This is a genomic window from Xanthomarina sp. (assembly GCF_035306705.1).
GTDB lineage: Bacteria > Bacteroidota > Bacteroidia > Flavobacteriales > Flavobacteriaceae > Xanthomarina.
This window is the reverse complement of the sequence record NZ_DATGNO010000147.1, coordinates 47,889-62,502: the sequence shown is the minus strand read 5'-3', so window position 1 is coordinate 62,502 and position 14,614 is coordinate 47,889. Positions and strand designations below refer to the sequence as shown.

At 35.1% G+C, this 14,614-nt stretch carries 13 protein-coding genes; 9 read left to right on the top strand and 4 right to left on the bottom strand.

Annotated elements, in window-relative coordinates; all coding sequences use genetic code 11:
* Positions 1 to 282: 282 nt before the first annotated feature.
* A complete protein-coding gene (locus VKY47_RS12120) occupies positions 283 to 708 on the bottom strand; it encodes a 3D domain-containing protein (protein WP_324313074.1) in 426 nt (141 codons plus the stop codon).
* A 95-nt stretch (positions 709 to 803) separates the two neighbouring features.
* On the opposite strand from VKY47_RS12120, the gene VKY47_RS12115 reads away from it, so the two are divergent.
* On the top strand, positions 804 to 2,117 hold the full coding sequence (locus VKY47_RS12115) for a dipeptidase (RefSeq protein WP_324313073.1): 1,314 nt from the start codon (positions 804 to 806) through the stop codon (positions 2,115 to 2,117).
* A 68-nt stretch (positions 2,118 to 2,185) separates the two neighbouring features.
* Here VKY47_RS12115 and VKY47_RS12110 read toward each other — a convergent pair whose 3' ends face one another.
* Positions 2,186 to 4,183 (bottom strand): alpha-ketoacid dehydrogenase subunit alpha/beta, encoded by a 1,998-nt coding sequence (locus VKY47_RS12110; RefSeq protein WP_324313075.1) that lies wholly within the window; start codon positions 4,181 to 4,183, stop codon positions 2,186 to 2,188.
* A gap of 135 nt (positions 4,184 to 4,318) precedes the next feature.
* Between VKY47_RS12110 and VKY47_RS12105 the strand changes: the two genes are divergently transcribed.
* From VKY47_RS12105 to VKY47_RS12085, 5 genes are all read left to right on the top strand, one after another.
* The gene (locus VKY47_RS12105) at positions 4,319 to 5,269 is read left to right on the top strand and encodes an isopenicillin N synthase family dioxygenase (protein ID WP_324313072.1); all 951 of its coding nucleotides are present in this window, start codon (positions 4,319 to 4,321) and stop codon (positions 5,267 to 5,269) included.
* A gap of 72 nt (positions 5,270 to 5,341) precedes the next feature.
* A complete protein-coding gene (locus VKY47_RS12100; protein ID WP_324313071.1) occupies positions 5,342 to 5,674 on the top strand; it encodes a translation initiation factor in 333 nt (110 codons plus the stop codon).
* Complete coding sequence (locus VKY47_RS12095; protein ID WP_324313070.1) at positions 5,674 to 6,615, top strand: DUF1835 domain-containing protein; 942 nt, start codon at positions 5,674 to 5,676, stop codon at positions 6,613 to 6,615. The genes VKY47_RS12100 and VKY47_RS12095 overlap by 1 nt, the downstream gene beginning before the upstream one ends.
* A complete protein-coding gene (locus VKY47_RS12090; RefSeq protein WP_324313069.1) occupies positions 6,605 to 7,471 on the top strand; it encodes a nucleoside phosphorylase in 867 nt (288 codons plus the stop codon). The genes VKY47_RS12095 and VKY47_RS12090 overlap by 11 nt, the downstream gene beginning before the upstream one ends.
* Positions 7,472 to 7,517: 46 nt before the next feature.
* The gene (locus tag VKY47_RS12085; protein ID WP_324313068.1) at positions 7,518 to 8,372 is read left to right on the top strand and encodes a substrate-binding domain-containing protein; all 855 of its coding nucleotides are present in this window, start codon (positions 7,518 to 7,520) and stop codon (positions 8,370 to 8,372) included.
* Between the two features lie 296 nt (positions 8,373 to 8,668).
* On the opposite strand, the gene VKY47_RS12080 is transcribed toward VKY47_RS12085, so the two are convergent.
* A complete protein-coding gene (locus VKY47_RS12080; protein WP_324313067.1) occupies positions 8,669 to 9,334 on the bottom strand; it encodes a uracil-DNA glycosylase in 666 nt (221 codons plus the stop codon).
* Positions 9,335 to 9,402: 68 nt separating this feature from the next.
* Between VKY47_RS12080 and VKY47_RS12075 the strand changes: the two genes are divergently transcribed.
* Positions 9,403 to 10,896, top strand: a complete 1,494-nt coding sequence (locus tag VKY47_RS12075; protein WP_324313066.1) for a YfcC family protein — start codon at positions 9,403 to 9,405, stop codon at positions 10,894 to 10,896.
* Between the two features lie 21 nt (positions 10,897 to 10,917).
* On the opposite strand, the gene VKY47_RS12070 is transcribed toward VKY47_RS12075, so the two are convergent.
* The gene (locus tag VKY47_RS12070; protein WP_324313065.1) at positions 10,918 to 11,880 is read right to left on the bottom strand and encodes an alpha/beta fold hydrolase; all 963 of its coding nucleotides are present in this window, start codon (positions 11,878 to 11,880) and stop codon (positions 10,918 to 10,920) included.
* Between the two features lie 142 nt (positions 11,881 to 12,022).
* Between VKY47_RS12070 and VKY47_RS12065 the strand changes: the two genes are divergently transcribed.
* Complete coding sequence (locus VKY47_RS12065) at positions 12,023 to 14,191, top strand: endonuclease MutS2 (RefSeq protein WP_324313064.1); 2,169 nt, start codon at positions 12,023 to 12,025, stop codon at positions 14,189 to 14,191.
* A gap of 1 nt (position 14,192) precedes the next feature.
* Positions 14,193 to 14,609: a thiol-disulfide oxidoreductase DCC family protein gene (locus tag VKY47_RS12060; protein ID WP_324313063.1), complete on the top strand. Its 417-nt coding sequence runs from the start codon at positions 14,193 to 14,195 to the stop codon at positions 14,607 to 14,609.
* Positions 14,610 to 14,614: the final 5 nt, after the last annotated feature.

Below are 14,614 nucleotides of genomic sequence, written 5' to 3'. Positions count from 1 at the left end.
TGCTTGGACAAGCAGCAAAAGACACCGGCAACGAGATGCAATGGAAGTTCTTATTTCTGGTCCTGGGCCTTAGCAATACGATGAAATCATTTCAAAAAACCAATGTACAAAAACCAGTAAAATGAAAGCAATCATTAAATTTTCACGCGATACTTACGAAAAGATAGAATATTTTTCTGTTAATAAACTCCATGAGAGTTTTAATCAATTAAACGAAGAACTTTGGGTAGGGGTCAAACACTATAAACACTAATTGTTTCAATAACTGTTACTGAAACACAACTAATCTGTTGCAATCTCGGTACTGGCCTCTTCCAAAACCCCATATTGAATATTTACTTTTTTCCTTCCCCATTGTTTGGCGGCCTTGATATCTACTCCCATATAAATATCTATTTTATTTACCCACCGGGAATGCATTTTATCTTTTACCAAATAAACACCTTCAAGGCCCTCTATTTTAACAGGCGTGTTATAAGTGAGGCCTAAGGCTTGCAAATCCCTAGAAACGGCAATGTATTTCATGCCGGGTTTTAAACTGTCTCCAAAAGCAGTAATTTGGGGGTTTCCATTGGTTTGATAGCCAACAGAATTATAAGCGGAAGCTGTAACCTTTATAGGTTTCCAGGTATATGGATCCTTCTCTACAGTGGTACAAGCAGAGCTCCAAAAAAATAGTAATATGTAAGTAAATAGCTTTAAAATCATATTAAAATAAGTTGATTAAATATACAATATTTAAGGGAATTAAAACTTGAACTTCTTTTTTTGTAACTTGACATCTTAAATAACCCTAACAAAATATGAAAACTAAATTTTTAATTCTTGCTTCCATTCTTGTCTTTATGTCTTGCAAAAATGAAGCCAAACAAACGCCTGAATCAAATATGACAAACGATTCCCTTGCTTTAGTGGAACGCGCTAGAGCCATTCATGAACGAGTAATTACTCTGGATACCCACGACGACTTCAATTTAAATAACTTTACAGATTCCCTGAATTATTCGCAAGATCTGAAGTCTCAGGTTACTTTGCCAAAAATGGAGGCAGGTGGCTTGGATGTGGCTTGGTTTATTGTTTATACGGCACAGGACACCCTATCGGCTAAAGGTTATGAAACCGCCTATAAAAGTGCCATGGATCATTTTGATGCCATCCATAATTTAGTAACCCTTTATGCACCAGATCAAATAGAACTAGCTTTAACCTCAGAGGATGTGAGACGAATTGTTGCTTCTAGAAAAAAAGTAGCCATGATTGGGGTTGAAAATGGCTATCCAATAGGTCTAGATATCAAAAATGTTGAGAAATTCCACAAGTTGGGAGCGCGCTATATGTCTTTAGCGCATAACGGCCACAGCCAGTTAAGCGATAGTCATACGGGAGAAGTAGATGATATTTGGTTGAACAAAGGCTTAAGCGATTTAGGTAAAGAAGCTGTTGCAGAAATGAACCGTTTAGGAATCATGGTCGATGTATCTCATCCTTCCAAAGAAGCGATGAAACAAATGATAAAACTAAGTAAAGTGCCAATTATTGCTTCACATTCAGCTGCCAGAGCGTTAAGTGATGTTAGTAGAAATCTGGATGATGAACAACTGCTATGGTTAAAAGAAAATGGCGGCGTCATACAAGTGGTTGCTTTGGACGAATTTGTAAATGCCAAGAAAAAGGCGACCAGAGATGGTGAAATATTAAGCATTCAAAAAGAAGTTGCAGATTCTTTAGGTCTTAAATGGTATGCGTCTATAGACGAAGTTATGGTGCTGGAACCACAAGAAAGAGAAACTTTCTTTGGTTATTATAGAAATATCATGGACTTAGCCAATGCCAAAGCGAATAAAATTGAAGGCTTCCCTCCCAACGTCAATGTCTCAGATTTCGTGGACCACATAGACTATATTGTTGATAAAATTGGTCTTGAACATGTAGGCATTAGTAGCGATTTTGATGGAGGTGGCGGAATTGAAGGTTGGAACGATGCTTCAGAAACCTTTAATGTCACTTTAGAATTGGTAAAACGAGGTTATACCGAAGAACAAATTGGAATGATCTGGAGCGGAAATTTGCTGCGTGTATTGGACAAAGCCCAAGCTTATGCTGATTCCGTAAAATAATTAGGAAGATTATATAATTAAAAAAAAGAGAGCCATTAGCTCTCTTTTTTTTTGTTATATCTATTTGTTTAATAGGCTAATAAATCTTTTAAAGCTGCTTCAAACTTCCCTTTAGCTAAATATTGGCTTTCCAATTGATTAATAAAAGGAATTGGGGTTTCCATACTGGCCACACGCTTTACAGGCGCATCCAAATATTCAAAACAGTTTTCCATAATCATAGAAGAAATATCTGAGGCAATACCCCCAAATAAGGAATCTTCCTGTAAAATAATGGCTCGCCCTGTTTTCTTAACCGAAGCATAAATAGCTTCAACATCCAAAGGTTGCAAAGTTCTTAAATCCAATAAGTCCGCTTGAATATCAGGGTTTTTATCAAGTGTTTCTAAGGCCCAATGTACGCCTGCTCCATAAGAAATAATGGTCACCTGGTTTCCTTCTTTTAAAAGTGAGGCTTTCCCAAAAGGCAAGGTAAAATAGTCTGTTGGAACTTCTTGTCTAATACTTCTATACAAGGCTTTGTGTTCGAAAAACAATACGGGATTTGGATCGTTTATCGCCGTTGCCAATAAGCCTTTGGCATCCATAGGAAATGCTGGATAGACTACTTTTAAACCAGGGGTTTTTGTAAACCAGGCTTCGTTGGTTTGCGAATGGAAAGGTCCAGCAGCAACGCCAGCGCCACAAGGCATTCTAATAACCACATCGGCTTCTTGATTCCATCTGTAATGCGATTTTGCCAAATAATTAACCACCGGATTAAATCCTGAAGTCACAAAATCGGCAAATTGCATTTCTACCACACTCTTCATTCCTGCAATAGACAAGCCCATTCCGGTTTCTACAATGGCCGATTCACAAATAGGCGTATTTCTTACACGGTCTTTTCCAAATTGTTCTACAAACCCTTCAGTTATTTTAAAAACACCTCCATATTCTGCCACATCCTGACCCATAATAACTAGGTCGTCATGCCGCTCCATAGACTGTCTTAAGCCTTCAGAAATAGCATCTATTAAACGTATCTCTTTAGTTTCTGAGTTTTTTGCAACTTCTTTATAATCAAATGGTTTGTAAACATCATTTAATTCATCACTTTCATTAGCGATAATGGTTTCTTCCTCGAAAGCCATATGAAGATGTTCATTGATTTCTTGTATAAATTCCTCTCTAAAAGAAGCTTCTTGACTTTCACTTAAAATCCCTTCCTCCCTAAGATAGGTTTGAAAGTTTTCCAAAGGGTCCTTTTTAGCCCAAGTATCCATTAAATCCTGTGGCACATATTTGGTACCACTAGCTTCTTCATGCCCACGCATTCTAAAGGTTTTAAATTCTAACAATACAGGACGAGGACGGTTTCTAATGCTTTCTGCCAAATCCCTTACTTTGGTATACACTTCAATAATATTGTTTCCGTCAATGATATGGGATTCCATTCCGTAACCTAATGCACGATCTGCAATATCCTTACAATTATATTGTTCGTTTGTTGGTGTAGATAAGCCGTAGCCATTATTCTCAACACAAAATAGAACTGGTAATTGCCAAACGGAAGCCACGTTTAAAGCTTCATGAAAATCACCTTCACTAGTACCTCCTTCTCCTGTAAATACAGCGGTAACTTGGTTTTTATTCTGCAATTTACTTGCAAGGGCAATGCCATCTGCAACTCCTAATTGCGGGCCTAAATGTGAAATCATTCCCACAATCTTGAACTCTTGGGTTCCAAAGTGAAAAGACCGATCTCGACCTTTAGTAAAACCATTGGCTTTTCCTTGCCACTGACTGAATAAGCGATGTAACGGAATGTCCCTAGATGTAAAAACACCTAAGTTTCGGTGCATGGGTAAAATATATTCATCTTTATTTAAAGACATGGTTACTCCAACAGAAATAGCTTCTTGGCCAATTCCTGAGAACCATTTAGATACTTTTCCTTGACGTAATAGAATGAGCATTTTTTCTTCTATCAATCGAGGTTTCAACATATTTCTATATAATTCCAGTAACTTATTAGAATCTAGATTTGTCTTGTTGTATTGAATTTCTGTAGGTTTAGACAGCATAGTACTCATGAAAAAAATATTTGTCAAATATACTACTTATTGTGCATTTCAATTGTTAATCTTAAAATATTTAGTGTGCAAAACTTTATAATGTTTTCGTACATTTGTAAGACACACTTATTAAAATAATCTCTTATGAATAATATACCTAGCGTTAATTTAAACGATTTTACCTCAGGCGATCCTGTTCGAAAACAAAAATTTGTGGATGAAATAGGGAAAGCCTATGAAGACATAGGCTTTGTTGCCCTAAAAGGTCATTTTTTAGACGACACTTTAGTGGATAAGCTATATAGTGAAGTAAAACAATTCTTTTCTCTTCCTGTTGAAACCAAAAGAAAATATGAAATTGAAGGTATTGGTGGGCAAAGAGGCTATATCTCTTTTGGAAAAGAAAGCGCAAAAGGAAAAAAGGAAGGCGATTTAAAAGAGTTTTGGCATTTTGGACAATTTGTTGAAAACAATCCAAAACTGGAGGCAGAATATCCTAAAAATGTAGAAGTTAAAGAACTTCCTGAATTCAATAAAACCGGAAAGGAAACCTATAGAATGTTGGAGAAAACCGCTAAATATGTATTGCGTGCACTGGCCTTGCATTTAGGCTTGGAAGAAACCTATTTCGACAATTATATACATAATGGAAACAGCATTTTAAGACCTATCCACTACCCTCCTATTTTGGAAGAACCTAAAAATGCAGTTCGAGCAGCTGCACATGGAGACATCAATCTCATTACATTGTTAATGGGCGCTCAAGGACGTGGTTTGCAGGTGCAAAACCATAACGGCGAATGGCTGGATGCCATTGCAGAACCAGATGAATTAATGATAAATGTTGGCGACATGTTGTCCAGACATACCAATAACAAATTAAAATCTACCATCCATCGAGTTATCAATCCACCTAGAGAGCTTTGGGGAACTTCACGTTATTCCATACCATTTTTTATGCATCCTATTAGTGATATGAAATTGGATGTTTTGGAAAGCTGCATAGACGATAATAATCCAAAACAATTTGAAGATATTACTGCTGGCGAATTCCTAAATGAACGACTAATTGAATTAGGTCTTATTAAAAAATAAGTTTTTAAAAACAGTTTAACCAGAATTTAAATACTGGCTGAAACTGTTTACTGAGACTGTGAACTAAAAACCATGGATTTACAAGACCAATTAAAGAACCTCTTTCCAGACCACACTCCAGACCCTTCTACGGATAAAAATCCTGATGAAGCTACTGGTTTATGGATTCAAGACGAGCCGATACTTTGTAAATATGAAAAACGAAAAGGAAAACCCATTACCATTCTAGATGGGTATACGGGAGCTGTTGAAGACTTTAAAGCCCTGGCCAAAGAAATTAAAACAACTTTAAGTGTTGGGGGAAGTTTTAAAGATGATAAAATTATTATTCAAGGAGATTATAGGGATAAAATAATGGAAATCCTCAAGGAAAAAGGATTTCAAGTGAAACGTGTTGGTGGATAATGGATCGTAAAATTTTACATATTACAAACGGGGCGATTCTAACAAATTACTTACACGACCTCGATATAGCCGGAGATATACTAACCTGGCAGGAAATGTTATGTGAAGGACCTACAACCAGCGCCATTGATAACAAGGAGTTTTATAAAAAAAGAAAGGATTTTTTAAACAAATTTTATCAGATAGAAATCAACGAGTCCGAGGTTAAAGAAGAACTGCATATTTTAAACGATTTAGACGCCTATCAAGAAGTCGTTCTTTGGTTTGAATACGATTTGTTTTGCCACATCAATCTGCTGGCTGTTATTAATCTATTACATGAAAAACAAGTAAAGCTTCCACTCTATTTGGTTTGTAGCGGAAGAGTTAAAGGAGAAACCGATTTAAAGGGTCTGTATGAATTAGCAACAAACCAACTATTGGAACATTATAAAAATAAAGTAAAATTAACTAAGGACGATAAAGAGCTAGCAGTTTCCTTATGGCATATTTACTGCGGCCAAGATCACAATTTATTAAAGCCCTATATTGTTCAAAAATCATCGTTTAAATATTTAAGCAATTGCTTAAAAGCCCATTTAGAACGTTTTCCTAATTTAAAATCTGGATTAGGAGTTTTGGAAGAAAACATCTTGTCCCTAATTAAAGAAAAAAACATCAGATCCAAGAACCAGCTTATGGGTTACATCTTAAATTATCAGGGTTATTACGGGTACTCGGACATGCAAATCCAGAGACTTATCCGTTTACTAAAAATCTTCTATACAGAAGAGGCTAATAAAATTACATTAAATAGAAAAGGTTATGAAGCCTTGATAGGTAGCTACAATTTTTCGCGTGAAATCAATAACAACCTCATATATGGAGGTGTTAATCGTTTGGATTTTTCATATTGTAGCAAATCAAATAAATTAATTAAAACATCATTAAATGTCAATTAAAAATTCAGAATTAATATTAAATCCAGATGGTAGTATTTATCATTTAAATTTGAAACCAGAAAACATAGCACACGATATTATTCTTGTTGGAGATCAAGATCGGGTAGAGAAAATTAGCAAGCACTTTGATAGTATTGAGTTTACTACTCAAAAACGAGAATTTAAAACCCATACAGGAGTTTACAAAGGCAAACGATTAACCGTTATATCAACAGGAATAGGTCCCGACAACATAGATATTGTTTTAAACGAATTGGATGCTTTGGCAAATATCGATTTTAAAACTAGAAAGCCAAAGGACTCACATGCCATTCTAAATTTTATAAGGGTGGGCACTTCTGGCTCCTTGCAGAAAGAAGTACCAATAGATGCTTTTGTAATGAGCACCTATGGCTTGGATATTAATGGCATGCTTCATTTTTATAAGATTGATGAGATCGTACATCCAGATATAGAAAATGCATTTATTCAACATACCAATTGGAGCGCACATAAAGCCCGACCAATTGTTATTAAAAATAGTAAAAATCTTGAAGAAAAATTCGATAGTGACCTAATACACAAAGGCCTAACAGCAACAGCAGGTGGTTTTTACGGGCCTCAAGGCCGTGTTTTAAGATTGCCTCTGCAAGATCCTAGCCTCAATCAAAAAATGGATAGTTTTAATTATGAAGGTTTAAAAATTACCAACTTAGAAATGGAAACCTCGGTTATCTATGGCCTGTCTAAACTACTTGGTCATCAAGCACTTTCCCTGAATGCCATTATTGCAAATAGAGCTACAGGCGAATTTAGTAAAGACCCGAAGGCGGTAGTTGATAGATTAATAACTTACACCTTAAATAAATTAGTGTAAACCATTTTTAATTCCTGCATCAGGAATACAAATCAAAAACATTTAAATGAAAACGATTCATATTGGAGGAGTTCCAGAGCATTTTAATTTAGCTTGGTATTTAGCCTTAAAACAAGGACTTTTTAAAGAAGCCGGCATCAATTTAAGGTGGGACGATTATCCTAGCGGAACTGGAGCCATGGCTAAAGCGCTACGCAAAGGGAATATAGACTTGGCTGTTATTTTAACCGAAGGGATTATTAAAGATATTATTGATGGAAACCCAAGTAAAATCATTCAAACGTTTGTACAAACTCCTTTAATCTGGGGAATTCATGTAGCCGAAAATTCAAAATATAAAACCATTGAGGAATTAAAAGGCACCAAGGCTGCAATAAGTCGTTATGGTTCTGGATCGCACTTAATGGCTTATATACATGCAAAAAACAATAATTGGGACTTGGATAAAGATTTGAATTTTGAAGTTATTAAAGACCTCGATGGCGCTGTTGAAGGTTTAACCCAAGGCAAGGCAGATTATTTTATGTGGGAAAAATTTATGACCAAACCTTTGGTCGATCAGGGAGTTTTTAGGCGTATTGGGAACTGTCCAACCCCATGGCCATGTTTTGTAATTGCTGTTAGAAATGAGTCCCTGGAGCTATATCGAGATGAAATTAAGGTCATTCTAGACATCATTAACGAAATGACGCTCGGGTTTAAAGATATTCCTGACATTGATAAGACCATTGCCAAAAGATATGATCAAAAAATTGAAGATGTTCAGGAATGGTTATCCTTAACACAATGGTCTCAAAACTCCATAGATGAAGAAACGGTCTCTACGGTTCAAAAACAATTAATGAGCACCAATATTATTTCGGAATCAATGGATTATAAAGATTTAGTGACCGATATTTAATCCATGTTTTTAACATAAATGTATCTTAAAATTATGTAAAAAAGCCTAGAAATCACCCAATTAAAAAACTCCATCTAAATAATTTGTTAAGAAAAGTTTAATTATTAACAACTAAACACTTAAATTTGTCCAAGATTTAGAGTTTCAAAAAAAATTGCCTATGCTTTCTACTATTACTATAGTTTTATCTTCTTTGGTTGCAATAAACTTTGTATTGCTAATTTTTAGCTGCAATAAATCTTCAAAGCGCATTGTGAAAACAGAAGAAAAGCCTGCCATAGCTATTCATGCAGAAACTACCACACAATCGGTTTCAGCCCAGCTTGCTCCAACAGGGAGTTAGTTTTACTAAAATGTTTGTTTCCAAACCAATAACCTCGATTGGCGCTTAACGGAGATGGATGACCCGATTCCAACACCACATGCTTTTTCTTATCAATTAATTTCGCTTTCTTTCTAGCAAAACCACCCCAAAGTAAAAACACCACTTGCTCTTTTCTTTCACTAATTTGCTTAATTACAGCATCAGTAAACTGTTCCCACCCGTGATCTTGATGACTTCCTGCCTCGCTTTTTCTTACAGTTAATGTGGCATTCAATAAAAACACACCTTGCTCTGCCCATTTAGATAAATCGCCACTTTTAGGATACGGAACCCCTAAATCCTGTTCCAATTCTTTAAAAATATTTCTCAAGGAAGGTGGGTGTGCAACACCATCATGAACCGAAAAACACAAACCATTGGCCTGCCCTTCTCCATGATACGGATCTTGCCCTATAATAACAACTTTCAAATGCTTGAAATTGCAATAATTAAATGCATTGAATATTTCTTCTTGTGAAGGAAAACAGTTGTGATTGCTATATTCCTTAGCTAAAAAACCTTCTAATGTTTTAAAATAAGGTGCATGAAATTCATTTATTAAAAAAGCTTGCCAACTTTTATCGATATTTGCAGTCATTTTATATCTTCGCTTTTAAATAGGCACTAAAATAAGACTAACTTTATTCAATTTAAAATAATACGCATTTGAAAAATATTAAATTCCCAACAGCACAAACAATTTTATTACTAATTGCAGCAGCTGTGGCGCTTTTAACATGGATTATTCCAGCTGGTAAATACGATTCTCTATCCTATAACAAAGAAACAAACACCTTTACAAGAAGCAATCTGGAAAGCACTAAAACCCTCGAGGCTAGTCAGGAGACTTTAGAGAGCTTACAGATAAAAATTCCATTAGAAAAATTTACAAGTGGCGATATTTGGAAACCTATTTCCATTCCAAACACCTATCAAGAAGTAGAAGCTAGACCTCAAGGAATATTGGCCTTTTTTAAATCGCCAATTAAAGGAATTATTGCTGCGGCCGACATTATTTTTCTTGTATTGATTATTGGAGGTCTCATTGGAATCATGAATTTAACCGGAGCCTTTGATGCGGGGATTTCCTGGTTGGCAAAAGCTTTGAAAGGTCATGAATATGTGCTCATTATTTTAGTAACTACTTTGGTGGCCATTGGAGGAACAACTTTTGGTCTAGCCGAAGAAACCATAGCCTTCTACCCTATTTTAATCCCCATGTTTCTAGCTGCAAAATACGACGCTATCGTACCATTGGCCGCTATTTATATTGGGTCTTCTATTGGAACCATGTGCTCTACCGTAAACCCGTTTAGTGTGATTATTGCTTCAGATGCTGCCGGAATTAACTGGACCACTGGATTAACAGGAAGGCTGATTATGCTTGTTTTAGGAACACTTATTTGTATTATCTACATTCTAATTTATGCTAATAAAGTAAAAAAAGATCCTTCAAAATCCATTATTTATAGTCAAAAGGATCAAATTGAAGCTATTTTTGGTACTTCGGCAAATGCCACAGTGGTATTAACAACACGGCTACGTGTTATTTTATTTGTGTTTGCTCTATGTTTTATCGTCATGATTATTGGTGTATCTCAGTTAGAATGGTGGTTTCTTGAAATGACAACCGTGTTTTTTATTGGAGCCATACTTATCGGATTTATTGCAAAAATACAGGAAGCCAACTTCGTGGAAACTTTTGTAAAAGGTGCTGGAGATTTATTGGGAGTTGCCATTATTATTGGGATTGCCAGAGGTGTTTCGGTATTAATGGAAGACGGTTTTATAAGCGACACCTTATTGTTTCATTCCAGCAATATAACAGAAGGCATGAATAAAGGTCTTTTTGCCAACGTCATGCTGTTTATTTATGGCGGGCTGTCCTTCTTTATTCCAAGTTCTTCTGGAATGGCTGTATTAACCATGCCTATCATGTCTCCTTTAGCCGATACTGTAGGTTTTGGAAGAGAAATAATCGTTAATTGCTACCAATATGGCATGGGGTTATTCGCATTTATAAATCCAACAGGACTTATTCTGGCATCTTTAGCCATTGTAAAAGTGGGTTACGATAAATGGCTGAAATTTGTTATTCCCTTGGTTGTATTATTAACTATTTTAACGATGGTCGTATTAACCATTCAAGTGTATCTATAAATCAACATTTTAAGATAGTAGTTATTTTTTTGTGGAATCTAAAAATTCAAGGATTTTATTATTGACTACTTCTGCTTGATCTACAGACAAGAAATGCCCTGCATTGCTAATTGTTTCTGTCTGACTGTTTGCAATAAATTTTTTGGCATTTCTCAGGGTTTTGTCGTTATTAATCACATCATTATCACCAATTAGTACCAAAACAGGCATTTTTAAGGATTTAAAATCTCCTTTAGAAAAGGGCATCATATCTACAACAAATTTGTTGATACTGTCTTGATCCTTACCAAGGATGTATTGTTTAATATAATTTTTATTAATATTCCCCATATTACTGGACATAGATTCCAAGGTTTGCTGTACCTGCTTTTCATTAGAGGAAAAAGCGGAGATAATATTTTTAAGTAAATCAACACTCGGACGAATCCAAATAAAGGTTTGTGCCGGACTTAATAAAACCATACTCTTTATGTTTTCTTGGTTTTGTAAGGCCAAATTAACTGCCATCCACCCTCCTCTTGAGGCGCCAATTAAATGGTAAGACTTTAACTCGAGTTTAGAAATAATTTCTTGGTACCAAGCTGAAATTTGCTCGGTGCTCTCCATATCTTTTGTTTTATAGGATTTACCAGGCTCCAAAATAAAATCGATGGCAAACACCTGATAATTTTTACTAAGCGCTTTAATATTTGGATACCACATGGTGGAACTTGAATTCATTCCATGCAATAAAACCAATGGCTCTCCAGATTCTGGACCGCTAACTATTACATGTGCAGTTCCATAAGTAGTAGGAATATATAATTCCTTAAATGAAACATCCCAAACCGCTAAAGTAGTATCATAGGCATCAAAGTATGGTTTTTTGTCTGCTGGAGGATGTGTAATATAATCTGGTTTTTTAGTATATTTTTCATATTTATCTTTACAACTTACTAGAAATAGGGTTATAAAAAGAAGGCAACAGATTTTATTTAGGCTCATGATATTTATTTAGGTTTTTCAAATTTAATTAATAATTATTTCATCAATTGTATAAGGTAGTCTATTTGTTTAAAACATAATGTTTAAATTAGCAGGCTGTTAAAACTCCTAAAAAAATAGTGTTTTTTCGAAGTAAGATACCATGATACATATTCATAATAAAACCCTTCAAGACTTAGAATTTTCAACCGTACTACATCAAGTCAGTGAATTGTGTATTACAGCTTTAGGACATGAGCATGCCTTAAAAATAGAACCCCTTAAAACTAAAGAATCTGTTTTAATAGCCTTGACTCTAACGAATGAATTTTTAGCTTCATTTTATAACGACAATCGAATTCCGAATCATGGTTTCGAAACCATAGCCAAAGAATTAAAACTTATAAGAATAGAAAACACCTATTTAGAAGCGCATAGCTTGAAGAAAATTGTAGCTATTTCCCTGACTTCTAACGAGATTATTACGTTTTTGAAAAAGTTCGAGGAATATTATCCAAAACTACACGAATATGCTTCAGAAATTGAAGTTACCAAAGTGCTTATTAATGAAATAGACACCATTATAGATAGGTTTGGGGATGTTAAAGATTCAGCCTCTCCACTACTTTTTGAAATAAGACAGGAAATTAATAAGTTAAAAGGCAAAATCAACCAAAGTTTTGCAACAGCATTAAACAATTATCATCAGTTGGATTATTTAGATGATATTAGAGAATCTGTAGTCGATAACAAGCGTGTCTTGGCCGTAAAAGCCATGTATAGACGGAAGGTTAAAGGCTCCATTATGGGAGGTAGTAAAACCGGAAGTATTGTTTATATCGAGCCGGAAACCACTTTGCAACACACCAGAGAACTAAACAATCTGGAATACGAAGAACAGGAAGAAGTTATAAGAATTTTAAAAAGTTTAACCGATTTTATTCGTCCGTTTTCCGAACTATTAAAACAATATCAAGAGTTTTTAACGGAGATGGATGTGATTTCTGCCAAAGCAAAATATGCCAAATCCTTAAATGCCATTTTACCAGAAATTAGCGAGGAAAGGGAACTGTTTTTAAAAGATGCATATCATCCATTATTGTATTTAAGCAATCTCAAAAAGAAGACTAAAACCTATCCTCAAAGTATTGAGCTTAATCAAGAAAATCGAATCATTGTCATCTCAGGTCCTAATGCTGGAGGTAAAAGTATCACCTTAAAAACGGTTGGATTGCTTCAACTTATGCTACAAAGCGGCATGTTATTACCCGTTCATGAACGCAGTAAAGTGTTTCTATTCGATAGAATTATTACAGATATTGGAGACAACCAATCCATTGAAAACCAATTGAGCACTTATAGCTATCGATTAAAACAAATGAATTACTTCTTAAAGAAGTGCAATAAAAACACCTTATTTCTTATAGATGAATTTGGCACAGGAACCGATCCCGAATTAGGAGGCGCACTTGCTGAAACGTTTTTGGAAGAATTTTATCATCGGGAAGCATTTGGTATTATTACAACCCACTACTCCAATTTGAAGATTTTAGCCAACGAATTGCCATTCATGCAAAACGCCAACATGATGTTCGACGAAATAACCCTAGAACCCATTTATAAATTAGCTTTAGGGCAAGCAGGGAGTTCGTTTACGTTTGAAGTGGCACAAAAAAACGGCATTCCTTATGGCCTGATAAACAGAGCCAAAAAGAAAATAGAAAAAGGAAAAGTACGTTTTGATCAAACCATTGCAAAATTACAAAAGGAACGCTCTAAGCTAGAGAAAACAGAACAATCCTTAAAAGTCAATGAACGTAAAAAACAAACAGAAGCCGACAAATTAGAGGAGATTAACGTAAAAATCCAGAAAAAACTAGAAAGCTTTCAAGAATTATACGATAGTAATCAACGCCTTATTTATTTAGGACAAAAACTAAATGATCTTTCGGAAAAATACTTTGAGAATGGCAAGAAGCGCGAACTAATGGACGAACTCTTTAAGGTAGTCCAAGTAGAAAATTCCAAGCGTAAAAAAGTAAGTGCCAAACAGAAAAAAGTAGAAAAAACCAAGGAGAATCAAATCAAGCAAGAGGCCGAGAAGAAGGTTGAAGTTATAAGAGAAAAGAAAAAGGAAGCCAAGAAAAAAGAAGCTTTAAAACCCCCTACTCCAAGACCAACCCTAAAAGTTGGCGATCGTGTGCGCATGGAAGACGGTCGTGCTGTAGGGAGTATTGATAGCATTGAAAAAAATAAGGCCATAGTAAATTATGGTATCTTTACCACAAATGTAAGTTTAGAGCAGTTAGAACTTGTTGAAGCATCCAAATAATATGATTGACTTAGCAAAGAACAAACAATTAATTCTTTTTGATGGGGTTTGCAATCTCTGCAACACCAGCATACAATATGTTATAAAACACGATAAAAATAATGTGTTTATGTTCGCTCCTTTGCAGGGTGAGACTGCAAAAAAAATCTTAGAGCAACATCATATAGATACGTCCAAAACAGACTCCATAATTTTATTCACTAACAACCAGGCCTTGTATTTTAAATCGACAGCTGCATTAAAAATAGCTAGTAAACTAAAGTTTCCCATAAACTTATTAAGTGTTTTTTTAGTTGTTCCAGTATTTATAAGAAATGTGGTTTATAATTACATAGCTAAGAACCGATATAAATGGTATGGAAAACAAAACGAATGCATGATTCCTACTGAAAAATTAAAAGCAAAATTTTTAAATTAGTGAGA